Genomic DNA, 21,552 nt, shown 5'->3' on the forward strand with positions numbered 1-21,552 from the left:
TCAGCCTTCTGCCGGTCGGGTGGCGGAGCGCGGGCTGGCCAGCTCGACGGCGATATCCATGACAATTGCGGCCACCAGCGCCAGCGCCACCGTGGGCAGCGCGCCCAGCAAGATCAGGTCTGTAGCGGTCTGGTTGAGGCCCTGGAACACGAACCCGCCAAAGCCCCCGCCGCCGATCAGCCCCGCAATCACCGCCAAGCCGATATTCTGCACCATGACGATACGGAGACCGGCCAGCAGCACCGGCAATCCTAGAGGCAGCTCGACCTGCCACAGGCGTTGGCGCGCGGAAAGCCCGATACCGCGTGCGGCCTCGGCCGTAGCAGGTGGCACCGCTTCGAGCCCCGCGACGGTATTGCCCACCACCGGCAGGAGCGCATAGAGCACCAACGCCACAAAGGCAGGCGCAAAGCCGATGCCCGCGATCCCCAGCCCCGCCAGAACGGGCGCGGCAGTGGCAAGCCCCGCCAGAAGCGGGATCATGATCCCGAACATCGCAAGCGAGGGGATGGTCTGCAAAAACCCTAGCATCGGCAGAAGGAGCCGCCGGAGCCCCGCATGGCGATGGCACAGGAGCCCCAACGGGAAGCCGAGAGAGCTGGCCACCACAAGCGAGCCGAGCGCCAGTTGCAGATGGCGCAGGAGCGCCTGCCAGAATGCGGCAGATCTTGCGCTATATTCCTGCGCGATGGACAGACCCGCAAGCCAGCCAGAGGAGAGCACCGTGGCCACCGCCACGCCGCCCGCAACGAGCAGGAGCGCGCGCATCAGGGCGCGCGGACGCATTGCGTTGAGCGCATCGACCATCAGGAGGGCAAAGACCGCCAGTAATCCCCAGACCCCCGCGGCAGGCCCGCTGCGCGCATAATCACCGGCATCGGCCAGCAGATCGGCGCTGCCTTGCGAGACTGCCCAGACAAGGCACCCAAGCCCCAGCGCCCCGCCTGCAAGCCGCAGGGCAGGGCGCGGTGACAGCCCCGCAACAAGCGCCAGAGCCATCCCGGATGTTGCCCCCCAGAGCCCTAGCGTCCAGAGGCGCACGCCCTCACCCGCCACGATACGATTGGCCGCGATGGTCATGAAGGGCAGACAGAGCAGCCCGCCACCGGCAAGCGCGAAGACCAGACCGGCGGGAGAGACCCGCGCCATGGCCTTAGCCCAGCACACCCGTCTGGGTCAGATAGTCGCGCGCCACGGCCTCGGCCGGCTCGCCCCCCACCTGAATGCGGCCGTTGAGCTTTTGCAGCGTTGTCATGTCCAGCTTGTCGAAGATCGGGTTCAGGATCGCGGGGATCGAGGGATAGTCGTCGAGCACCTCGGTGCGGAGGATCGGGGTGGGCTCGTAGACGGGCTGCACGCCCTTGTCATCCGCCATCACCACAAGCCCCGTGGCCCCCACGCCGCCATCGGTGCCATAGACCATGGCCGCATTGACGCCCGAGGTGCCGCGGGCCGCCGCCTGAATGGTCGCCGCCGTATCACCGCCCGACAGGATTACCGTCTGGTCGGGCGTCAGGGTGAAGCCATAGGTCCTCTGCATCGCGGGCAACACGCCGGGCGAGGAGACGAATTCGGTCGAGGCGGCCAGTTTGACCTCGCCGCCATCCGCGACCCATGCCCCGAAATCGCTCATGCTCGCCAGATCGTTGGCTTGCGCCACAGGGCCCGTGACCGCGATGGCCCATGTGTTGTTGGCGGGCGCGCTGTCGAGCCAGGTGATGCCATCGGGCGCATCAAGCTCGGCGGCACGGTCATGGGCCGAAGCCGGATCCTTCCAGACATCGCTGCCCGCCTCGTTATGGAAGAAGGCCGCATTGCCGGTATATTCGGGATAAATATCGATCTGGCCGGCCTTGATCGCCTCGCGCACGATCTGGGTGCCGCCCAGTTGCAGGCGCCGCTCGACGGGCAATCCCGCATTCTCGAGCGCGAGCGCGATGATATTGCCCAAGAGCCCGCCCTCGGTGTCGATCTTCGAGGAGACCGTGATATCGGCCTGCGCGGTGGAGGTGAAGCCTGCCACAAGCGCGGCGGCAACGAGGAATTTGGACGTCATGAGTGGCTCCTGCGCCTGAGGTCGATGGGGCGGTGGGTCAGGGCATATCGCACCCGGCTCACAGGTAATTGTAGGAACGATGCGCGGTTTTCCAAGCGATCTGTCGGAAAAAAAGCCTCACCGCCGTGGCGGTAGGGGCGTAGGCGTTGCAGGAAAAGGCACCGTTAGCGGCCCTGCGCGTCAGATCTGGCACACATAGCGATCAGCGCCATGGCGATGATGACCACGCCATAGCCGATGGTGGTCGTGGTCAGCCCGAATGTGCTGACGAGGGCACCGGCGATGACCACGGGCACGCCGAAGGCCAGATAGCTGAGCGTGAAGATGGCCGCGAAAAGCTCACCCCGCTCATGGGGTTCGGCCAGCGGTGCCAGCGAGCGGACCGCGCCATAAAAACAGGTGCCGAACCCGATCCCCGCAAAGGGCAGCGCCACGAGATAAGCCCAGAGACTGCCCTGTTGTACCGCAATCAGCGTCAGGAGTGTGCCCGAAGCCAGTGCCACGATCCCCAGACGCAGGGTCGCGGAGGCCGAGATATGCCGTGCAAAGAAGCAGGCTGCGGCGCCGGTTCCGGCCAGCGCGGTGACGACGGCCCCCTGTTCCAGCCCGTGGGTCAGGCCGAAGACATGGCTCGAGATCGATACGCCGAGCGAGAGGTAGAACCCGCCCGTGGCCCATGTGGCAAAAAGGGCAGGGGCCACGCGCCAGAAGACGGGCCGCGCGTTGTCCGGTATCCGCACACGCGGGCGCAGCGCGGAGACAAGGCCTTCATGGCGTGGCGAGGTTTCGGGCCAGAGCCAGACGCCTGCGGCAAAGAGCACGCTGATCAGCGAAAGCCCGATGAAGAACGGATGCAGCGCCAGCGAGGACATATCGATCGCCCCTCCTGCCAGCAGCGCGCCAAGTGCAAGCCCCGCAAGCGGCAGCGTCGAATTGCAGATCGCGGCAAGGCCGGGCCTGTCGGTGGGTTCCAGATCGACGATGGCCGCAGAGAGGGTCGAAAGAAGCAATCCGCCCGCCACCCCCTGCAGGGCACGGGCCAGTACGAGCCCGCCCACGCTATGGGCCTGCGAGAAGATCAGCGCGAAGACCGCCAGAAGCAGGAAGCCCAACGAGAGCATCGGTCTGCGGCCGAGATGGTCGGAGGCCGAGCCGAAGGTCAACAGGGTCGCCAGAAGCGTGATCGCATAGATGGCGAAAATACCGGTGAGAACCACAGGCGAGAACCCGATCTGGGCCTGAAGTTGGGGGTAGAATGGCGAGGGAGCACTGGCGCTGGCCATAACGAGCGCGCTGCCGAGTGCCGCGAGGGTAAAGCTTGCCGGTCTGGCAAGGGGCTGGCGGATGGCAAACATGGGGGCTCCTTGGTTCGAATCTCTTCGAACCTTACCTAGGTTGCATCCTTCGATGGTTCAACTATATTCGAACCATGAGTGAGACACCGACAGATCTACCCCATCCCGCCAAGGACGAGCTGCGCCTCGAGACCGTTCTGTTCGCGCTGAGCGATCCGGCACGTCTCGATATCGTGCGGCAACTGGCCGATGGTCCGCTCGAGATGGCGCGGTGTCATCTGACGGACCCCGATATCCCCAAATCGACCAAATCGCATCTGATGAAGGTGCTGCGCGAGGCGGGCATCATTCTCAACCTGCCCAAAGGGCGCGGGCGCGTCCTGTCGATCCGGCGCGAGGAGCTTGACGAACGCTTCCCCGGCTTGCTCGACGCGGTGTTGAACGCGCCCTGAGGCGGCCTATTCCAGCGGCAGCCCCACATAGTTCTCGGCAATCGAGCGCGAAGCGGCCTCGGAGCCCGCGATATAGTGGAAATCGGCCTGCTGCATGCGCTTCTCGAAGGGGCTGCCTTCGGGGAACTGGTGCATCAGCGTGGAGAGTTGCCACGAGAAGCGCTCGCATTTCCAGACGCGGTCGAGCGCCTTTGCCGAATAGGCCTCAAGCCGCGTGTCATCGCCCTCGTAATGCGCAACGAAGGCCCGCGACAGCAGCCGTACATCCGCCACGGCGGCATTGAGCCCCTTGGCGCCGGTGGGCGGCACGATATGGGCCGCATCGCCGGCAAGAAAGAGCGCGCCATACCGCATCGGTTCGGCGACGAAGGAACGCAGGGGGGCGATGGATTTTTCAAAAGACGGGCCGGTGCGCAGCCCGTCGGCCGCAGGCCCCAGACGGTTGGAGAATTCCTCCCAGAACCGGTCATCGGACCAGTCCTCCACCCGATCCGACAGATCGCATTGCACATAATAGCGCGAGCGCGTCTGCGAGCGCATGGAGGCCAGCGCGAAGCCGCGCGCATGGTTGGCATAGATCAGTTCATGCGCGACGGGGGGCTGATCGACCAGGATCCCCAGCCAGCCGAACGGGTAGACACGCTCGTAGGTCTTGAGAATATCGGCCGGGATCGCCTGCCGCGAGACACCATGATAGCCATCACAGCCCGCGATGAAATCACAAGAGACCTCATATCGGTTGCCGTTCTGTGTGAAGCCGACACTGGGGTCGCCGCTTTTGAGCCCGTCGAGGGTCACATCCTCCACATTATAATAAAAAATCTGCCCCTCTTCGGTCCGCTTGTCGAAGAGATCCCTGGTGATTTCGGTCTGGCCATAGACCATGACCTGCTGACCGGTCAGCCCCTTCAGGTCGATCCGGTGACGCTCACCCTCGAAGGCCAGCTCGAACCCGTCATGGGCGATGCCCTCGCGGTGGAGCCGCTCGGCTACGCCCGCCTCCTCGAGTGTGGTCACCGTGCCCCATTCAAGGATACCGGCACGAATGCGGCCCTCGATATAGGCGCGGTCCTTGCGGTCGAGAACCATGGTATCGACGCCCGCATTGGCCAGAAGCTGGGCCAGCAGAAGGCCACTCGGCCCCGCGCCGATGATGCAGATTTGGGTTTTGATCGTGTTCATGGGGAGACCTCAGAATAGTCGGGTCAGCGCCAGCGACAGGCCGGGCACAAGCACCAGCAGGCCGACACGGACCAGTTCGATGGCGAAGAAAGGCGCGACACCTGCAAAAATGCGGGTGATTGGCGTCTGCGGAGAGAAGGATTTTATGACAAACACATTCATGCCAACGGGCGGGGTAATCAGCCCCAGCTCGACGACAATCAGCGCAAGGATGCCGAACCATATCTTCAGATCGGCATTGCCCATGCCGAAGGCGGCGGTTTCGGCGGTGATGTAATCTCCGCCATTCAGCTCGACGAGCACCGGCCAGAAGAAAGGCACCACCACGAGGATCATCGACAGGCTCTCCATGAAACAGCCGAGGATGATCAGCGCCACCAGCATCGCCACGAGGATCACATAGGGATCGAGCGTGGAGGCCGCCGCCCAGTCCGAGAGCGCCGATGGCAGCCCCGTGCGGGCAAAAAAGCCCTTCAGGATATCCGCCGAGAAGAGGATGAAATAGATCATCGCGGCGGTTTTGGCTGTGGCGAGTAGCGCGTCCTTCAGCCGTGCCCATGTCAGCCCGTCCTCGTCCGAGAACCGCCGCAACACGAGCCCGTAGACAAGGATCAGGAACACCCCGATCGCGGCCGCCGGTGTCGGCGTGAAGAGCCCCATGCCGAGGCCGAGAATGATCGTGCCGAAGATCGCGGCCACAGGGGCCAGTCTGTGGATCGCGTGGCGCACCTGCGCGGCAGGGATCTCGGTCAGTGGGGGCACAAGCGCGGGGTTGCGGGCGATGCGCAGGCGGATCACCACCAGAAACAGCACCACTGCCATAAGACCCGGCAGGATCGCTGCGCGGAACATCTCGAGGATCGACGCCTCGACCACGATGGCATAGATTACCAGCGCCACCGAGGGCGGGATCAGGATGCCCAGCGTGCCGCCGGCCGCCAGAACGCCGGTCGCCAGACCCTCGTCATATTTCAGCCGCCGCAATTCCGGCAGGGCTACGCGTGACATGGTCGAGGCGGTGGCGATGGAGGAGCCGCTGACTGCGCCGAAGCCGCCACAGGCAAGGATCGTGGCCATTGCGACCCCGCCACGGATCCGGCGGGTGAGCACCGCCAACCCTTGGAACAGATCACGCGACAGGCCGGTTTCGGCGGCGAGATAGCCCATCAGCACGAAGAGCGGCACGACCGAGAGATCGTAATTGGCCACCGAGTTCCACAGCGCGGTCTTGAACTGTTTCAGATAGGGCGCGAATTTTACAAAGGGTGAGGCGAGGCTCAGTGCATAGGTGCCGATGATGCCCGTCAGCAGCATAGCCAGCGCCACCGGAATGCGGAGCAGGATCAGGGCGAACAGCCCGCCAAGCCCCAGAAGGCCGATCAATTCAGGCGCCATGGGGCATCTCCGGTGCAAAGGTTTCCATCAAAGCCGCCAGTGCCCAGAGCAGGCAGGAGATCACGGCCGTGGGCATGAAGATCCAGACAGGCCAGCCCAAAACGGCGGTTTCCACATTGTCGCTGCGGGTTTCCAGCGTGCCCAGCACCAGCATATAGGCCATCCAGAGTGCGATGGCCGTAACCACCAGCCCCGAGAAAAGCGTGACCAGCCGGTTGGCCCAGCGGGGCGCCTTGTCCATGAAGACATCGACCGCCGCATGGCCGTGATGGAGCTGGCAATAGGGGAACATTGCAAGCCCTGCGACGCCGGCCAGCATGCTCACGCCATCCTCGTAGCCCGACAGTCCCGCGACATCGCCGCCCCAGAGCCCCGCGATCATATCGGCCAGAAAACCGGCTGCATTGAGAGCCGTCGCGCCAACAATGACGAGCAGCACGAGGCCGCCCGTCACTGCCCAAGCCGCGATGACCCCGTGGAAAAGGGATCTCTTGGTCATGGGTTACTCGCTATGGCTTGCAACGGCAGTTCTGGCTTTTTCGATCAGCGCGTCACCGTCGATCCCCAGCCCGTCGGCCTCCTTGGTCCAGCGGGCGGCGACGGCGGAGAAGGGGGCGTCGAACTCGGACGAGGCTTCGGGCGAGAGCGCGATGACGCTGTTGCCAGCCTCTTCGGCCATCTTCACGCCAACCGGCTCGATCTCGTTCCATGCCGCGCCCATCTCCTCGGCCAGTGCCGCGCCGGAATGGTCATCAATCACTTTCTGCAGATCGGGCGGGAGCGATGCCCATGCGTCCTTGTTCATCGCGAAAAGGAAAGTCGATGTGCCGAAACGGTGCCCCTGATCCAGCTCGATCGTGGTCTCGGTCAGCTCCGACAGGCCCAGCGGAATGGCCACCTCGAAGGGCACCAGCGCGCCATCCACAACCTTTTTCGAGAGGGCTTGCGGCAGGGCGGGCACGGGCATCGCCACCGGTTCGGCGCCCAGCTCCTCGAGCACCCAGGCTCCGGTGCGCGAGGGGCTGCGGACCTTCAGCCCCTTGAACCCCGCGACCCCGTCGATGGAACCACTTGCCAGATGCAGCGCGTTGCCGGCATGCACATGCACGAGGATCGGATGCACATCTTTGAAATCCTCGGCCAGATCGCCCATCATGTCCTGAATGGCCAGATTGGTCGCGCGGGCATCGCCGCCATGGACATCGGGTAGCTCGAAGACCTCGAGACGCGGGAAGGTGCCGGGCGTATAGCCGGGCAGGGTCCATGCCAGATCGACCACCCCGTCACGCACCTGCGAATAAAGCTCGGGCGGCGCCCCTCCAAGCGCCATCGACGGAAAGATCTCGAAATGGATGCGCCCGCCGGAGGCCTCTTCCACCGATTTCGCCCATGGCTCGAGCAGGAGCGTCTGCACGGGGGCCTTGGGGCTCAGGAAATGGTGGATCGAAAACTGGAAATCCTGCGCCTGCGCTCCGGCGGCCATCAGCGCGCCAAAAGCCGTCGCCAGACCCAATGCGGGTAGACGTGTTAGTTTCATGGTTCTCCTCCCATAAATATGGATCGAGGATCACCTTTTTCAGGGCTGGCGTGGAATGGACGTGGCGAACAAAAATTTGTATTATTCGATCAATCTGGTCCGGAGGAGCGAAAAAGGGGATGTCATGTCGCGGATGATCCCGATCTACGAACTCTATGGCGAACTGCTCTCGGGGGCGTTTACCGACCCGATCCATCACGAGACGATCTTCGAGCGTTCGAGCAAGAATGACTGGACGATCCGGCTCCACCGCCATGCGAAACTCGTGCAGGTCTTTTTGTTCCGCACGGCGGGAGTGCGGCTGCGGATTGGCGAGCTGGAGTATCACAGTAGCACGCCGCTGGTGCTGCTGGTGCCGCCCGAGACGCCGCACGGGTTCCGCTTCCCCGAGGCGATCGACGGGGATGTGCTTTCCATCCCCGTGGCCGAGATCGCGCCGCCAGTGCTCGACAAGCTCCGGCAGGTTATGCAGGTCTCGGGCGGGATCCTGACCGGCCCCGCTGCGCAGCGTTTCGAGGCGATCGATATGTTGTTGCGCCAGATCAGGGATGTCTACCACTCGATGGGCAGCGAGCGGGCGGCGCTTCTGGGGGCATTGACCCAAGCAACGCTCCTGTCGCTGATCGGGGAGTTGCGCCGGATCGCGCCGGTCGGCGGCACCGCGTTCCATAGCGAGATGAACCGTCACGAGCTGCAGGCGCAGGCATTTTGCGAGCTGGTCGAGGCGCATTTTACCCAGAGCATGCCGATCCCCGACTACGCCCGCGCCATGGCCGTCTCGCCGCCGCATCTGACACGCGTATGCCGGCGTATCCTCGGCACCTCGCCCAACGAGCTGATCCGCAAGCGCCGGATGCTGGAGGCCAAGCGCCTCTTGGCCTATACGCGGCTCTCGGTGCAGGATGTGGCGCAGCGTTCGGGCTTTGCCGATATCACCTATTTCAGCCGCACATTCACCAAGACCATAGGGATGACCCCGAATGCGTTCCGGCGCAGTGGCGAGGGGCGCCCCTGATGGATCGGGGCGGGTGGCGGCCCGATGGGCCACCACTTATCCGGGGTAGTCAGCACTGATCCTGCGCCTGCGCGGAGGTCGTGCACAGTGTGTCCTCGAACCAGTCACACAGATCCCCCACGACCTCTTCCGAGATCCAGTGACCCAGACCCTCATAGATCCGCAGACCGGCGTTCGGAATGCGCGAGGCCGCCTGCTGGCCCAGCTGCAAGGGAAGGCAGGGATCGGTTGTCCCATGGACCACAAGCGCCGGCAGGTCGAGCCGGCCCAGACCGCTCACCCAATCGGGGCTGTCGGTGATGGCCATGGCCTGTCGCAGGTAGCCGCCGCCATCGCCCCCGCCCAGATCGGACCGGTCGAGCAGCGCCTTCGCCCCCGCCCGCGTCCGCGGATCATCGGCAAGCATCGTTCCGCCCGAGTAATATTCGGCGCTCTCGCAATAGGTCTGCATCTGGCCCGCGCGATCGGGGGGCAGCAGGAAGAAGCGCTCGATCATCACGGTGTTCTCGGGGGTGCCTTCGGCCACCGGCTCGCCATCCGCGCTCGACAGCGACACAAGCGCCGTCACCCGCTCAGGCGCCCGCATCGCGACATGCTGCGCGATCATGCCGCCCATCGAGAAACCTGCACAGGCAAAGCGCCCGATGCCCAGATGATCGGCCAGCGCCAGCACATCATCGGCCATATCGCTAAGGTGATAGGGGGCAGCTATGGCATGGCGGCTGATCCAGCGAAACCCCTCGGGCACCTGCGCAAAGGGCTGTCCCATCCGCTGCGAGAGGCCCATATCGCGATTGTCGGGCCGGATCACGCGGAAGTTCCGGGCCAAACCTGCGACCAGTGTTTCGGGCCATTCCGTCAGTTGCATCCCGAGGCCGGTGACCAGAAAGATGGCAGGCGCATCGGCAGGGCCGTCCATGCGGTAGCACAGACGGACCCCGTTGACCTGCGCGAAACGGTCTGCCGCCTCGCTCACAGCCCGAGCCCTTCCCTGACGGCCGGCAATGCGGGGTTGCCGTCGCGGGTGGTTACGCCCGCCAGCCAGCCCTCCAGCATATCGCTATGCTCGCCGAGCAGCTTGCGGGCCGCCTCGGTCGGTGACATGCCGTCATTGAGGATATAGCCCATGCCGATATTCTCCATATCGACCGTGAACTTGAGCTGCGAGAGCAGCTTGCCGGTATTGGGGCATTCCTCCGCATAGTCTTTGCGGAACTGTGTATGAACAGTGGCACCACCAAAATCGGGGCCGTAGAACTTGTCACCGCCCGTCAGGTAGCGCATGTCGAACTCCGCATTCATCGGATGCGGCGCCCAGCCCATGAACACGATCCATTTGCCGCGTTTCACATCGCTTTCCACCTGCGCGAGCATGCCCTGCTCGGAGCTTTCGACGATCTGCCAGTCCTCAAGACCGAAGCCACCATTGTCGCGCGCGTCGATCATGCTGTCATTCGATCCCGGCGAGAGGCCGTAGAGCTTGTGGTCGAATTCGTCGCCATGCGCGGCGATATCGGCGAAATCATGCACGCCCGCCTCATAGACATAGGATGGCACGGCCCAGGTATATTTGGCGCCCTCGAGATTCTGGGTGACCGTCACGACCGAGCCATCTTCCTTGAACGGCTTGTAATACTGCACCATCGCCGGATCCCAGTATCCGAGGAAGGCATCGACATCCTTCTTGGCCATGAACTGGTAGATGATCGGGATGCTCAGCAGCTCGACATTGGCACTATAGCCCAGCTGTTCGAGAAGAACCTGCGCGATGCCCGAGGTCAGGGCCGTATCGGTCCAGCCCGGCTCGGCGAGCTGGACCTTGCTGCAATCGGCTTGTGCAAAGGTGGCGGAGGCAAGGAAAGCGCTGGCAGCGAGCGCCGCTCTGGCGGTCATCATATTCGTATATCCTATCCTGTGGTCTATAAGATGACTCTGCGGTCAATATACGCATTGTTAAGATAAGTTGACCTCGCGGTCAATCTACTCTACCGAAAACGTCCCGATATAAGAAGGAGGGCTGCTTTTGGGACGCAGACCGTTATCGCAGATCCGGCGCCGCGAATTTGCCCGAGCCGCGCATCAATGCCTTGCGCGTTACGGCATGGCGGGCACGACGCTTGCGCGCGTGGCCGAGGAGGCGGGGGTCTCGAAAGCCAGTGTGCTGCATTATTTCGGCAATAAGGACGATCTGCTTGAGGCGGCCTTGCGTCATGGCAACAGCGCCCTGCGTGACGAGGTTTCGGCGCTGATGAAAGTGGCGCGAAATCCGTGGCAGCGGATCTATGCGGTGGTCGAAGCCAACCTCTCGCCTCGTGCGTTCCGCCCCTCGATCGCGCAGGGCTGGATGTCGCTCAGCGCGGCCGTGCCCTATAACCGGCAATATCAGCGTATCCAGACGGTGATCTATGCCCGCACCCGCAGCAATCTGATCGGCCCCCTGCGCAGCCTGTCCGAGGCGCAGACCGCCGAAGGCATGACCGATGCGCTGATTTCCGTAATAGATGGTGTCTGGATGCGGTGCGGATTGAGCCTCGGCGGGATGACGGTAAAGGACGCCCGTGACCAGATCGAACTTCTTCTCGATGCGCGCTTTGCGGATACGCCCGAGCGCCGTGCCGCGCGCCAGAGCATGGCCGAGGCCTGCCGTGTGCTAATGCTGTCCAAGGGGATCACGGACTGATGGGGGCGGTTCTGCCGCCCGTCAGCTTCTGAACCGCAGCCGGTCGATCAGCAGCCTCAGGGCCGAGCTGAGGTTGTGCCGGCCCATATAGCACAGGTGATAGCCCGCAAAGGCCGGACAGAACTCCGCGAGCACACGCCGCAGCTCTCCGGTCGCGAGATCGGCGCGGACCTCCGGAAGCGGCAGGAAGCCGATGCCGTGGCCGGCGCGCACGGCCTCGCGCACCAGAGCCGGATCGTTGAGGATGAATGGGCCGGTCAGCTTTTTCACGATCTCGGTGCCATCCGCCTCGAATTCCCAGTCATAGACAGGGCCATCGGCACGGTGACGCATCAGAAGGCAGTCATGCCCTTCCAGATCGTCGGGATGGAGGGGGGTGCCGCGGCGTGAAAGATAATCGGACGCGGCCACGGCGGCCATTTCCAGCGGGGGCCCGACCGGCACCGCGATCATATCGGGGCTCAGATGCTCGCCCAGCCGGATTGCGCAATCGAAGCGGTCCTCGGCCAGATCGGAGAGCCGTCCGTCGCTGCTGATCTCGATCCGCACCTCGGGATAGTCGCGCACCAGCTGCGAGACCACCGGCCAGAGGTAATCGCGCGTGGCAGGCGCGCTCGAGGTCACGCGCACCAGCCCCGAGGGGCGCTCGCCCAAGGTGCGGATCTCCTCGATCCGGTTGCCCAGCTGCGCGAAGCTTGGCGCAAGCGCCGCCAGAAGCTGCGCCCCCGCATCGGTGGGTGTCACCTTGCGCGCGCTGCGGTTCAGGAGCCGGACGCCGATCCGGTCCTCGAGCCGCCGGATCGTATGGCTGACAGCGGATTGCGAGATGCCCAGCCGGTGTCCGGCGCGGGTGAAATTGCCCTCCTCGCTGACGGCCAGAAGGGTCGAGAGATCTCCGAGCAGTTCGCGGTCCATGAATATCTCCTGAAGTTCGGTCGTGCTGTGACCAGTTTGTCAGATGTTCTAGCGCAAATCTTGCACGAATTCATGAATCCAATTCATGGGACAGATGCCTGATGGCGGTCTTATCCAGCGGTCCGGATCGCGCCAGATTGGGGGCAGAGCGAATATGATGATGGAGTTTCCCATGACCGAGCACACAGATCCCGCAGATCCCGCCCGTCGCGACCTTCTTCTGGGGGCGGGCCTCGGGGCCGCAGCCCTGGGTATGCTCCCCCTGAGTGCCGAGGCCCTGCTGGCGCAGGCCACGCCCGAATGGGACAAGACCTTCCCCCGAAGCGCGCGTGTCGATCACCGCAAGGTCGCCTTTACCAACCGCTACGGCATCGCGTTGGTGGGCGATCTCTACCTGCCAAAGGAGCACCGTGGGGCGCTGCCCGCCCTTGCCATCGCCGGCCCTTTCGGCGCGGTCAAGGAACAGGCGGCAGGCCTTTACGCGCAGGAGATGGCCGAGCGCGGCTTTGCGGCGCTGGCCTTCGACCCGTCCTATATCGGCGAGAGCGGCGGTGTGCCGCGCTATGTGGCCTCGCCCGATATCAATACCGAGGATTTCATGGCGGCGGTCGACTTCCTTGGCCTTGCGCCGGAAATCGACCGCGAGCGGATCGGCCTCATCGGCATTTGCGGCTTTGGCGGCATGGCGCTGAATGCGGCCGCCCCCGACAAGCGGGTAAAGGCGGTGGCGGTGACCTCCATGTATGACATGAGCCGCGTGATGGCGCATGGTTATAACGATGCGATGAGCGGCGAGGCGCGTCAGGCCGCCCTCGAGGCGATGAGCCGCCAGCGCTGGGAGGATGCGGCCTCGGAGGCGGCGCCGGAACGGGCGGGCGGATTGCCCGACAGTCTGGAAGGGATCGATAATCCGGTCATCGCCATGTACCATGGCTATTACAAGACGGATCGGGGCTATCATCCGCGCGCGCTCAACTCGAATGGCGGCTGGAACACCACCTCGCCCCTGTCCTTCATGAATATGCCACAGCTGACCTATCTCGACGAGATCTCGCCGCGTCCGGCGCTGATCATCGCGGGCTCGGAGGCGCATTCGCGCTATTTCAGCGCAGATGCCTATGCGCGGGCGGCCGAACCGAAGGAATTGGTGATCATCGAGGGCGCAGATCACGTCGACCTCTATGACCGCAAGGAGATCATTCCCTTCGACCGGCTTCAGGGTTTCTTCGAGACCCATCTGGCCTGAGCGCCCTCCGCTTGCCTTCCCCGCAGGCTGGCCGCAACTATGCAGGGCACGCCCCGCCGCAACACAGCGGGCAGCCCTATCCGGTGGAGCGGTTTTCCGCGCCATCCAACCCGAGGAGACAACCATGAAAATCATCCGCGCAGGCAGCACGCCCTCCGCTCCGGGCCCCGAGGCCTATTTCACCGGCACCGTGCGCATCGACCCGATGTTCCAAGCCGACGCACCGGGCCGCACGAGCGGTGCCCATGTCACGTTCGAGCCCGGCGCGCGAACCGCATGGCACACCCATCCCGCAGGCCAGACCATCATCATCACCTTCGGGCGCGGGCGGGTCCAGCGCGAGGGCGGGCCGGTCGAGGAGGTGAGCACCGGCGATGTGGTCTTTTTCCCAGCAGGGGAGAAACACTGGCATGGGGCAGCACCGCAAACCGCCATGTCCCATATTGCCGTGCAGGAGAGTATCGACGGCTCCCCCGTGACATGGCTCGAGAAGGTGAGCGATACCGATTACGGTGCCTGATCGCGGTAGGCACGGGGAGCGCGGATTTCGGGTGGCTGTTCCTTGTCATCCACCCGCGCCGCGCGGGCATCTTCCATCCGGCAAAAGCTGAGGACCGCCTCCCCGAGGTGGAAGACGGGCACGGTTATGCGGCGCCTTGCGGAAAAGAATGCGAGCAGTTCTGCGGAGGGCGCGAAGACGAGCGCCCCCCCCGAGGGCCGCGCGGCGAGCCGGATCGCATCGAATTCAAGCACCCGCCCGACACTTGGATAGACCGCCTTGTAGACGCTTTCCTTGGCCGAGAAGACCGCAGCCGCCTGCCAGAGCAATGCATCGCTGCCATGATCGAGGAGCGCACGTTCGGACGGGCCCAACGCGACCGAGAGGATGTCTTGCGCGGTCTGCCACTCCGGCACGCCTTCGATATCGACCCCCCAATGGCAGCCGGTCCCGCGATGGAGCAGACAGAGCGTGAATGGCCCCCAATGGCTGAGGCTGCCCCGCGTGCCCGGAGGCCAGTCGCGGGGCGCGCGGGGCCGGCAGGGCACGCGGCTCGCGGGCAGGCCGAGTGCCTGTTGGCCCTGCGCCACGAGCCTGTCGGCACGCAGATGCGCGGGACCGTCATCATGGCCTGTCAGTAGAATGGTCATGGAATCGGGGCGGCACAGGAGCCTGTCGGCATGTCGCGGCAGGCGCATGGGTCAATGCTCCGGCCGCTGCGGCTCGAGCACGTCCTGTAGCTGGGCATGGACACGGGCGATGATCGCATTGATGCGGGCGGGCGAAAGACCCTCGCGCGTGGCCAGATCGCGCTGTCGTATCCCGCCCAGCCTGTGGTCCAGAAAGATGCTCCGGTCGCGGTCCGGCACGCGGGCCAAACCTTGCTCCAGGAGATCCAGGCGCTGACGGTCGAGCAATAACCGCTCGGGATCGGCCTGCGGGCAGGGCAGTTCGGTGACCGGCTCCGCTCCCGGTTGGCGCTTCGTGCGGCGATACTGGTCGATGGCGAGATTGCGGACCATGCAGCCAAGCCATGCTTGCGGACGGGCGATCTGCTCGCGCCGCAACGGACAGTCGAGGCAGCGCAGCGCCGCTTCCTGCAGGACATCCTCGGCCTGATCGCGGTTTCCCAGCACGCGCATGGCCTGACATAGAAGCCGTTCGCGTCGTGACTGTAGCGTATCGAGCAGATCCGCCCGCAGGGCGGTATCGGGCAAGGAAGGGGGAGCAGCAACGGGCATGGCATCACCTGACAAGGGGAGGGGTCATCTGCCGGGCGCGTCGCTGAGTAGATGGGCCAGACCTAGCACGGGCGGTGTTTTACAGACAAGGCTCTCCACAAGTCAGGCGGCGCTCTGACGCTGCGGCATGGGCAGGAGGCCGCCGGATGCGGCCTCCCCTCCCGCTCACTCGGCGGCGAGGCTGTGGCGGCGCGCCTGCGCCAGCCCGATCAGGCTCTGTGCCAGCTCGTCCGCGCGCAGCGCCAGCACCGACAGGAGCGTATCGCTCAGGCCATGGGTGCTCTCGCTGAACCCCTGCACGAAAATGCCGGGGGCAAAGCCGTTTTCCATCGGTAGGCGATAGCTCCGGTCGGGCAGATCGCCCGTCCAATGCGGCGCCAGATCGCCCAACAGCCGCCCGTCGATCCGACGTTCGAACCCCGTGGCGAGGATCACCAGATCGGCGGCGATCTCTTTGGGCCCCTGTGGCCCCGCAAATGCCAGCACCACGCCGTTTTGCCGCGTATGGGCGCCGGTGAGCCGCTGTTCGGGATGCACGCCCAGACGGTCCTCGCCGGTGACGCTCTGCTCGTAGAGCCGGTCATAGAGCCGCTCGATCAGATCGGCATCGGCAACCGAATAATTGGTTGCGGCCAGCGCCCTGAGGGTCTCGTGCCGCTCTGTCTCGGAGCGGGCATGGAACCGGTCGGTGCCTGCGGGGTCGAAGATCTCGTTGACGAAAGGCGTATCGTCGGACGGCCGCAGGGCGGTGGCGCGCAGCACCAGATCGATCCTCGGCGCTTCCGGGCGGCTGGCCAGATCATCGAAGATCTCGGCCCCGCTCTGGCCACCGCCGATCACCGCCACCCGCATGCCGGGCTTCAGGCGGGGCAAGGCGCGGGACAGGTAATCGCGTGAATGGATGACACGCGGATCATCGCGCAGGGCCTCGAGCGCGCCTGGCCAGCGCGGCTGACCACCGGGAGCGAGGATGAGGTTGCGCGCCGTCTCGGCCCATTGCCGCCCCTGACGGTCCTCGGCAATCACCGAGACCGCGTCGATCCGCCCATGGCGCTTCACGGGGGCAAGCCCCACCACCTTGCGGTCATAGGTGCAGACAGGAAGCTGGCCCGCCACCCATGCCAGATAGTCATTGAACTCGACACGGCTGGGGAAGAAGGTCTTGCGGTTGATGAACCGCCCGAGCCGCCCCTTGGCATGCAGATAGGCCACGAAGGAAAACGCGCTTTGCGGATTGCGCTGACTGACCAGATCCTTGAGGAAGGAGACCTGCATATCGGCGCCTTCAATCATCATTTCAGGATGCCACGCGAATTGCGGGCGCGCTTCGAGAAAACGGGTGCGCAGCCCCGCACCCCGCTCGTGCAACGCCACGGCAAGCGCGAGGTTCGAGGGGCCGAAGCCCATGCCGATCAGATCGAATTCACTATCGTGAGAAGTCATTACCAGTCTCCTTTATCCAGAAGGCGCGCGGCCGATAGCCGGAGCGGCTGGCCGTCTGTGGGCGCGGGGCGCGCCCATGCGCGGGTCTCGAAGAAATGCTGGCGGTCGAGGGCAACGAGGCTGGCACGTTTATGGGGGAAGTCGAAATCGCGCAGATGGGCAAAGCCCGCCCGCGCCAGATTGCGAAGCTGCTGGGCATGGCTGGCCTTCGGCTCGCCCATGATGCGGGCACAGCGCGGCTCGGACAGGAACATGTAATGCATGAGCGAGGGCAGCCATGCGGTGATATAGTCCGCCCCGCGCACGCTCTCCTCGCCCACCAGCACATGCCAGCCCCGATCAAAGGGGCCTGCCTCGTAATGCGCGCCGATCCGATTCTCGCGACACCAGTACAGCTCGAAATAGGCGAAGGGCATGTCATCGAGCATCCCGATCACCCCCGTCATATGCGGATCGGCCAAAAGCCGCTCGAGATAGGCCTGATGGGCCTCGAGGCTGCCCGCCTCCTCGAAAAAGGCCGCCACGCGCGGGTCGTTCTGCCAGCGGTGGAAGAGCGGCAGATCCTCCATCGTGAGGGCGCGCAGGCCGAATGTCTGGCCGAGCCAGGGGATATGGCGGCGATAGAGCATGCCTTCAGGTGCGGGCGGGCGCAGCGGGTGGCGGCCATGCGGGCCTTGCCGCCAGATCTGCGGATAGGCGGGCGCGTTATGGCAGAGCCACAGATCGGGGCGCTGCCAGAGCATTTCGGGCAGCACGAAATCGCCGCTCGCACAGGCCAGCGCGATGCCCTGCGCCCTGAGTTGCGGCAACACCGGCGCCCATTGTGGCCCCTCCAGACGCAGCGCTACTTCCGGCCCCTCCGCCGTCAGCCGCTCGCAGGCGGAAAGCGCCTTGGCGATCAGCGCGTGGGGGGGCATGGGCGCCTCGGGGGCCGTGAGCCCGAGCCGGCCCCCGCCATGATCGGTCACGCCGAAACGGGTGCCACAGGGCAGGGTCACGCTGGGCGCAATGGCGGAAAGATCCTCAGGCATCGGCAGTCTCCTCGACGGGCAGGGCAAAGGCCCAATGCAGGGCGCGGTTGATGGCGATGGGCAGAACCGACATATGGGTCTCGCCCGCATAGGTCTCGTAATGCGCCTCGATGCCCTTGGCGCGAAGGGCGCGGGCCATCTCCTGCGCGGCCTCCACGGTGCGGGTGCGGGCCTTCTCGGCCAGACGCGCGTCCGCCTCGGGGGCGCTGCGCTGGAAGGGCGCAAGGGCATTGCCCTCCCACTCGCCCGCCGACAGATGCACGCGGGGCGCTTGCCGGGGCGGGGTGAAGCCCGCCAGATGCTCGAGAAGGAAGCTCTCCTCCCATGTGATCGCGGGGCTTGCCGCAATCACATGGCGGAACGCAGACGGTTGCGTGAACATCAGCCACAGCGCGAAAAGCCCGCCAAAGGAATGGCCGAAAATCGCGCGGTTGTCCGGATCGAGCGGGGCGATCCTGTCGAGGAAGGGCTGGACATCTTCCATGAGGAACCGCGCCATCTCGGCGCCCCCGCCCGTGCGCACCTCCGGCCCGCCCTCATGGAAGGGCGGGTAGCTGCGGCCCGGCGGTGGCCCCAGATCCCAACTGCGGCGGAAACTGTTATAGGGCGCATCGGTCGGATAGCCCACCGCCACCAGCGCGCCCCAGCCAAGCCCCGTGCCCGTGGGCCAGAAGGCCTGTGCGCGCATCGCGTCGATGGCGGTGCCGATCACCGCATTGCCATCAAGCATCCATAGCGCGGGCCAGCCCGCCTGCGGTGCGGGGCCCTCGGGGAGCCACAGGAACACCCGCCGGATCGCGCCGGTGAGACTGTCCTCGAGGTCGAACCAGCGGGTGCGCGGGGCGAGCCCCTGTCCTTCGGCGATCGGTTGCGGGCTCATTGCGCGGCCTCCATTTGGCGGCTTGCTGCCAGCGCCTGCAGCAGATCGGCCTCAAGCGTCTCGACCGGTTCCAGCCCCACGGCCAGCCGGATGGTGCGCGGGCTGACCCCGAAGCGGCGGAAGGAATTGGCCGCCCCCGCCAGCCCGCAGGCGGCCTCTCCCGGCACGATGAGGCTCTCGGGCCCACCCCAGCTGACCCCGATGCGGATCGTCTCGAGCGAATTGCAGAAGCGCGCCACATCGATCCCCTCGTGCAGATCAAAAGCGAAGAGCCCGCTATAGCCGGCAAGCGCGGAGGCCGCCCATGGCGCGAGCCCCGGATGATGGACGGCGCTGATGGCGGGATGCGCGGCCAGTTTGCGCGCCAGCGACAGCCCCGAGGCCATATGACGCCCCATGCGCAGATCGAGCGTGCGCATGCCGCGCAGGATCAGGAACGCATCCATCGGCGACATGCGCGCGCCGTAAAGATGGGTGGCCTCGTGATCGATCCGCGTGATCAGCTCCCGCGATCCCGCCACCAGCCCGCCCAGCGTATCGCTATGGCCCGAGAGATATTTCGACGCGGCATGGACCACCAGATCGATGCCCAGCGTCGCGGGCTTCTGATAGAGCGGCGTGGCCCAGCTGTTGTCGATGACGCTGAGCGTGCCTGCCGCGCGGGCCGCCGCGGCCAGCGTGGCCAGATCCTGCTCGTGGAAGGTCCAGCTGGTGGGGCTCTCCAGATAGAGGAGGGCCGCCTGCGGCAGGGCCTCCATCAGGGCATGGGTGTCGCGCCCATCAATATAGACGGTCTCGATGCCAAAGCGTTTCAGCACGGTCTCGCAAAGCCGGAAGGCATCGGAATAGAGATGGCGCACGGCCACGACCCTGTCTCCGCTTTTCACGAAAGGCAGGATCGCGCCACAGATCGCCGCCATACCGGAGGCAAAGCCGCGCGCGGCCTCGGTCTGTTCAAGCCGCGCGATCAGCCCCTCCAGCTCGCTCACCGTCGGATTGTCGCCGCGCGAATAGATAAAACGGTCCGAGCGCCCGGCGAACACATCGGCGATCTGGTCATAGCTCTCGAAAAGGAAGGAACTGGACTGGAAGATCGGGGGCGCGGAGGCCGCCAGCGCATGGGGGCGGGCAGGGCTGATCAGGTCATCAGGCCCGTTCGCTGTGTCAGGCCCGATCTCTAGGTCAGGCCCGATCTCTAGGTCAGGATTGAGGGTCATGGGACATCTCCCTTGGTTGGAATGGGGTGGGGGCGCTGCGCATCATCCAGAGCGCGAGCGCACCGCCGAGGAGGGTGGCAAGGGTCAGTGCGGGGGCGAGCCCCGCCACGCCGAGGAGGGGCAGCATCAGCGCCAGAAGCGGCCAGAGCAGCCAGCCCGCAGGCGCAAGGCCCAGACAGCTGGCGCGCAGCGGGTCGATCCGTGACTGCAGCAGGATCTGCACCTGCAGGCGCAGCGCGAGGGCGGGCAGCCCCAGCGCGAGCCAGCGCAGGAGCGGGACGGTCTGGCCCGCAAGATCCGGACCTGGGGCAAGGAGCGCGGCGAGCAGGGGGGCCAGCAGGAGGATGGCCACGCACGTCCCCGCCCCCGCCCCGATCAGGGCGCGCAGCCCGTAGCGGAACACCGCGCGCAGGCGGGCGGGATCGCGCGCGCCGATGGCATGGGCCAGAAGCGGCTGGAGCCCCAGCGCGAACCCTTCCATCGGGAGCTGCACGATCAGCAGCAGTCTGAGCGCAAGCCCCAAGGCGGCCAGAGTGGCGGTATCGCCCAGCACGAGCGCCAGATGCAGGACCGCCATCATGCTGAGCGTGGTCAGCAGCACAGATCCCGCCTCCGGCAGCCCGATCCTCGCCATATCGGCCAGAGGGGCGATACGGTCCAGACAGGGGCGGCGTGAAAGGGGCGCAAACCACAGCGCCCAAGCGCCAAGCGTGACACTCTGCGCGCAGAGCGTTGCGATCGCCGCCCCCTCGAGCCCGTAGCCAAGCCCGAAGATGAAGAGCGGATCGAGCGCGATATTCAATCCGAAACAGAGCGCCAGAAGCTTGAGGCTCGTGGCAGAGGCGCCGCGCCCGATGGCCAGAAAATCGCACTGGATCTGCATGAGCGAGCCCGCCATGGTCAGGATGAGGAACGGGAAATATCCGCGGGCAAGCCCCGCGAGAGGGTCGGTCTGCTCCAGCCCCAGAAGGCCCAGAACCGGTGCCTGCGCCAGCCAGAGCGCGCTACAGAGCCCCGCCGCAAGCCCCAGCGCCGTGACCAGCGCAAGCCCTGCAACGGCCCGCGCCATCTGTGTATCCGCCGCCCCCAAGGCGCGCGCCGTCAGGCTGGCCGCGCCGATGCCGATCCCGATCCCGAGCGCCGCCACCAGTCCCGCAAGCGGTGCCATCAGCGAGAGCACGGCCAGAGGCTCGGTGCCAAGGCGCGCGACGAACCCCGCATCGACCACCTGATGAAGCGCATTGAGCGACAGCCCCGCCATGACAGGCAGGCCGAGCTTGCGGGCAAGTCGGGGAAGATCGGGATCTGAAAGGTCTGGGGGGGCCATCTGGGCGCCTCGGTTTGGTCGGTCCTGCTCTCAAGACGCGCCAGCCGCTCCGGAATTCACCCCCACCGGCAAAAATAATTTTTTCGCGCGGTGTGGTGAATTTCGCGCCCCCCGTGGCGTCTAGGGAAATGACCGCCGGCC

The 21,552-nt window shown here is 65.4% G+C and carries 22 protein-coding genes; 5 read left to right on the forward strand and 17 right to left on the reverse strand.

Annotation, left to right across the window (positions count from 1 at the left end; genetic code table 11):
- The 3 genes from VSX56_RS14450 to VSX56_RS14460 form a co-directional block, all read right to left on the reverse strand.
- Positions 1-1,149, reverse strand: coding sequence for an ABC transporter permease (locus VSX56_RS14450; RefSeq protein WP_339115579.1), 1,149 nt, complete (start codon positions 1,147-1,149; stop codon positions 1-3).
- A 4-nt stretch (positions 1,150-1,153) separates the two neighbouring features.
- Positions 1,154-2,056: a glycine betaine ABC transporter substrate-binding protein OsmF gene (gene osmF / locus VSX56_RS14455; RefSeq protein WP_350938107.1), complete on the reverse strand. Its 903-nt coding sequence runs from the start codon at positions 2,054-2,056 to the stop codon at positions 1,154-1,156.
- 164 nt (positions 2,057-2,220) lie between these two features.
- On the reverse strand, positions 2,221-3,411 hold the full coding sequence (locus VSX56_RS14460) for an MFS transporter (RefSeq protein WP_350938109.1): 1,191 nt from the start codon (positions 3,409-3,411) through the stop codon (positions 2,221-2,223).
- Positions 3,412-3,485: 74 nt separating this feature from the next.
- Here VSX56_RS14460 and VSX56_RS14465 point away from each other — a divergent pair, with 74 nt between their 5' ends.
- A complete protein-coding gene (locus VSX56_RS14465) occupies positions 3,486-3,803 on the forward strand; it encodes an ArsR/SmtB family transcription factor (protein ID WP_339115576.1) in 318 nt (105 codons plus the stop codon).
- 6 nt (positions 3,804-3,809) lie between these two features.
- Here VSX56_RS14465 and pobA read toward each other — a convergent pair whose 3' ends face one another.
- From pobA to VSX56_RS14485, 4 genes are read right to left on the reverse strand one after another with little or no spacing between them, the layout of a single operon-like run.
- Positions 3,810-4,985, reverse strand: coding sequence for a 4-hydroxybenzoate 3-monooxygenase (pobA, locus tag VSX56_RS14470; protein ID WP_350938111.1), 1,176 nt, complete (start codon positions 4,983-4,985; stop codon positions 3,810-3,812).
- Positions 4,986-4,994: 9 nt separating this feature from the next.
- Positions 4,995-6,380 carry a TRAP transporter large permease gene (locus VSX56_RS14475; RefSeq protein WP_339115575.1) on the reverse strand — a complete coding sequence of 462 codons (1,386 nt, stop codon included), beginning with the start codon at positions 6,378-6,380 and terminating at the stop codon, positions 4,995-4,997.
- Positions 6,370-6,879: a TRAP transporter small permease gene (locus VSX56_RS14480; RefSeq protein WP_350938114.1), complete on the reverse strand. Its 510-nt coding sequence runs from the start codon at positions 6,877-6,879 to the stop codon at positions 6,370-6,372. Before VSX56_RS14480 ends, VSX56_RS14475 begins: the two co-directional genes overlap by 11 nt.
- 3 nt (positions 6,880-6,882) lie before the next feature.
- Entirely contained in the window at positions 6,883-7,917 is a 1,035-nt protein-coding gene (locus tag VSX56_RS14485; RefSeq protein ID WP_350938117.1) for a TRAP transporter substrate-binding protein, read from the reverse strand.
- 124 nt (positions 7,918-8,041) lie between these two features.
- Between VSX56_RS14485 and VSX56_RS14490 the strand changes: the two genes are divergently transcribed.
- On the forward strand, positions 8,042-8,932 hold the full coding sequence (locus tag VSX56_RS14490; protein WP_350938119.1) for a helix-turn-helix domain-containing protein: 891 nt from the start codon (positions 8,042-8,044) through the stop codon (positions 8,930-8,932).
- A 49-nt stretch (positions 8,933-8,981) separates the two neighbouring features.
- Here VSX56_RS14490 and VSX56_RS14495 read toward each other — a convergent pair whose 3' ends face one another.
- Both VSX56_RS14495 and choX read right to left on the reverse strand, forming a co-directional pair.
- A complete protein-coding gene (locus tag VSX56_RS14495; RefSeq protein ID WP_350938121.1) occupies positions 8,982-9,908 on the reverse strand; it encodes an alpha/beta fold hydrolase in 927 nt (308 codons plus the stop codon).
- Positions 9,905-10,828: a choline ABC transporter substrate-binding protein gene (choX, locus tag VSX56_RS14500; RefSeq protein ID WP_350938123.1), complete on the reverse strand. Its 924-nt coding sequence runs from the start codon at positions 10,826-10,828 to the stop codon at positions 9,905-9,907. Before choX ends, VSX56_RS14495 begins: the two co-directional genes overlap by 4 nt.
- A 127-nt stretch (positions 10,829-10,955) precedes the next feature.
- On the opposite strand from choX, the gene betI reads away from it, so the two are divergent.
- Positions 10,956-11,612, forward strand: a complete 657-nt coding sequence (betI, locus tag VSX56_RS14505; RefSeq protein WP_350938125.1) for a transcriptional regulator BetI — start codon at positions 10,956-10,958, stop codon at positions 11,610-11,612.
- A gap of 21 nt (positions 11,613-11,633) precedes the next feature.
- Here the strand turns inward: betI and VSX56_RS14510 are convergent, their stop codons facing one another.
- On the reverse strand, positions 11,634-12,527 hold the full coding sequence (locus VSX56_RS14510) for a LysR family transcriptional regulator (RefSeq protein WP_350938127.1): 894 nt from the start codon (positions 12,525-12,527) through the stop codon (positions 11,634-11,636).
- 172 nt (positions 12,528-12,699) lie between these two features.
- Between VSX56_RS14510 and VSX56_RS14515 the strand changes: the two genes are divergently transcribed.
- Together VSX56_RS14515 and VSX56_RS14520 are read left to right on the forward strand one after the other, a co-directional pair.
- Positions 12,700-13,773: an alpha/beta hydrolase gene (locus VSX56_RS14515; protein WP_350938129.1), complete on the forward strand. Its 1,074-nt coding sequence runs from the start codon at positions 12,700-12,702 to the stop codon at positions 13,771-13,773.
- 124 nt (positions 13,774-13,897) lie between these two features.
- On the forward strand, positions 13,898-14,293 hold the full coding sequence (locus VSX56_RS14520; RefSeq protein ID WP_339115566.1) for a (R)-mandelonitrile lyase: 396 nt from the start codon (positions 13,898-13,900) through the stop codon (positions 14,291-14,293).
- Here VSX56_RS14520 and VSX56_RS14525 read toward each other — a convergent pair.
- The 7 genes from VSX56_RS14525 to VSX56_RS14555 form a co-directional block, all read right to left on the reverse strand.
- Positions 14,281-14,970 carry a 4'-phosphopantetheinyl transferase family protein gene (locus VSX56_RS14525; RefSeq protein WP_350938132.1) on the reverse strand — a complete coding sequence of 230 codons (690 nt, stop codon included), beginning with the start codon at positions 14,968-14,970 and terminating at the stop codon, positions 14,281-14,283. The genes VSX56_RS14520 and VSX56_RS14525 overlap by 13 nt on opposite strands.
- A gap of 3 nt (positions 14,971-14,973) precedes the next feature.
- Entirely contained in the window at positions 14,974-15,513 is a 540-nt protein-coding gene (locus VSX56_RS14530; protein ID WP_339115564.1) for an RNA polymerase sigma factor, read from the reverse strand.
- A 165-nt stretch (positions 15,514-15,678) separates the two neighbouring features.
- Positions 15,679-16,956: a lysine N(6)-hydroxylase/L-ornithine N(5)-oxygenase family protein gene (locus VSX56_RS14535; protein WP_350938134.1), complete on the reverse strand. Its 1,278-nt coding sequence runs from the start codon at positions 16,954-16,956 to the stop codon at positions 15,679-15,681.
- Entirely contained in the window at positions 16,956-17,987 is a 1,032-nt protein-coding gene (locus VSX56_RS14540) for a GNAT family N-acetyltransferase (RefSeq protein WP_350938136.1), read from the reverse strand. The genes VSX56_RS14535 and VSX56_RS14540 overlap by 1 nt, the downstream gene beginning before the upstream one ends.
- Positions 17,980-18,867: an alpha/beta hydrolase gene (locus tag VSX56_RS14545; protein ID WP_350938138.1), complete on the reverse strand. Its 888-nt coding sequence runs from the start codon at positions 18,865-18,867 to the stop codon at positions 17,980-17,982. The genes VSX56_RS14540 and VSX56_RS14545 overlap by 8 nt, the downstream gene beginning before the upstream one ends.
- Positions 18,864-20,084 (reverse strand): PLP-dependent transferase, encoded by a 1,221-nt coding sequence (locus VSX56_RS14550; protein ID WP_350938140.1) that lies wholly within the window; start codon positions 20,082-20,084, stop codon positions 18,864-18,866. The genes VSX56_RS14545 and VSX56_RS14550 overlap by 4 nt, the downstream gene beginning before the upstream one ends.
- Entirely contained in the window at positions 20,068-21,411 is a 1,344-nt protein-coding gene (locus VSX56_RS14555; RefSeq protein WP_349295042.1) for an MATE family efflux transporter, read from the reverse strand. The genes VSX56_RS14550 and VSX56_RS14555 overlap by 17 nt, the downstream gene beginning before the upstream one ends.
- Positions 21,412-21,552 lie beyond the last annotated feature (141 nt).

Source organism: Thioclava kandeliae (genome assembly GCF_040297545.1).
GTDB lineage: Bacteria > Pseudomonadota > Alphaproteobacteria > Rhodobacterales > Rhodobacteraceae > Thioclava > Thioclava kandeliae.

Bases quoted from the DNA above. Each gene is read 5' to 3' on its own strand.
- VSX56_RS14450 (WP_339115579.1), bottom strand. From the start codon at position 1,149: ATGGCGCGGGTCTCTCCCGCCGGTCTGGTCTTCGCGCTTGCCGGTGGC.
- osmF (WP_350938107.1), bottom strand. From the start codon at position 2,056: ATGACGTCCAAATTCCTCGTTGCCGCCGCGCTTGTGGCAGGCTTCACC.
- VSX56_RS14460 (WP_350938109.1), bottom strand. From the start codon at position 3,411: ATGTTTGCCATCCGCCAGCCCCTTGCCAGACCGGCAAGCTTTACCCTC.
- VSX56_RS14465 (WP_339115576.1), top strand. From the start codon at position 3,486: ATGAGTGAGACACCGACAGATCTACCCCATCCCGCCAAGGACGAGCTG.
- pobA (WP_350938111.1), bottom strand. From the start codon at position 4,985: ATGAACACGATCAAAACCCAAATCTGCATCATCGGCGCGGGGCCGAGT.
- VSX56_RS14475 (WP_339115575.1), bottom strand. From the start codon at position 6,380: ATGGCGCCTGAATTGATCGGCCTTCTGGGGCTTGGCGGGCTGTTCGCC.
- VSX56_RS14480 (WP_350938114.1), bottom strand. From the start codon at position 6,879: ATGACCAAGAGATCCCTTTTCCACGGGGTCATCGCGGCTTGGGCAGTG.
- VSX56_RS14485 (WP_350938117.1), bottom strand. From the start codon at position 7,917: ATGAAACTAACACGTCTACCCGCATTGGGTCTGGCGACGGCTTTTGGC.
- VSX56_RS14490 (WP_350938119.1), top strand. From the start codon at position 8,042: ATGTCGCGGATGATCCCGATCTACGAACTCTATGGCGAACTGCTCTCG.
- choX (WP_350938123.1), bottom strand. From the start codon at position 10,828: ATGATGACCGCCAGAGCGGCGCTCGCTGCCAGCGCTTTCCTTGCCTCC.
- VSX56_RS14510 (WP_350938127.1), bottom strand. From the start codon at position 12,527: ATGGACCGCGAACTGCTCGGAGATCTCTCGACCCTTCTGGCCGTCAGC.
- VSX56_RS14515 (WP_350938129.1), top strand. From the start codon at position 12,700: ATGACCGAGCACACAGATCCCGCAGATCCCGCCCGTCGCGACCTTCTT.
- VSX56_RS14520 (WP_339115566.1), top strand. From the start codon at position 13,898: ATGAAAATCATCCGCGCAGGCAGCACGCCCTCCGCTCCGGGCCCCGAG.
- VSX56_RS14525 (WP_350938132.1), bottom strand. From the start codon at position 14,970: ATGCGCCTGCCGCGACATGCCGACAGGCTCCTGTGCCGCCCCGATTCC.
- VSX56_RS14530 (WP_339115564.1), bottom strand. From the start codon at position 15,513: ATGCCCGTTGCTGCTCCCCCTTCCTTGCCCGATACCGCCCTGCGGGCG.
- VSX56_RS14535 (WP_350938134.1), bottom strand. From the start codon at position 16,956: ATGACTTCTCACGATAGTGAATTCGATCTGATCGGCATGGGCTTCGGC.
- VSX56_RS14540 (WP_350938136.1), bottom strand. From the start codon at position 17,987: ATGCCTGAGGATCTTTCCGCCATTGCGCCCAGCGTGACCCTGCCCTGT.
- VSX56_RS14545 (WP_350938138.1), bottom strand. From the start codon at position 18,867: ATGAGCCCGCAACCGATCGCCGAAGGACAGGGGCTCGCCCCGCGCACC.
- VSX56_RS14550 (WP_350938140.1), bottom strand. From the start codon at position 20,084: ATGACCCTCAATCCTGACCTAGAGATCGGGCCTGACCTAGAGATCGGG.
- VSX56_RS14555 (WP_349295042.1), bottom strand. From the start codon at position 21,411: ATGGCCCCCCCAGACCTTTCAGATCCCGATCTTCCCCGACTTGCCCGC.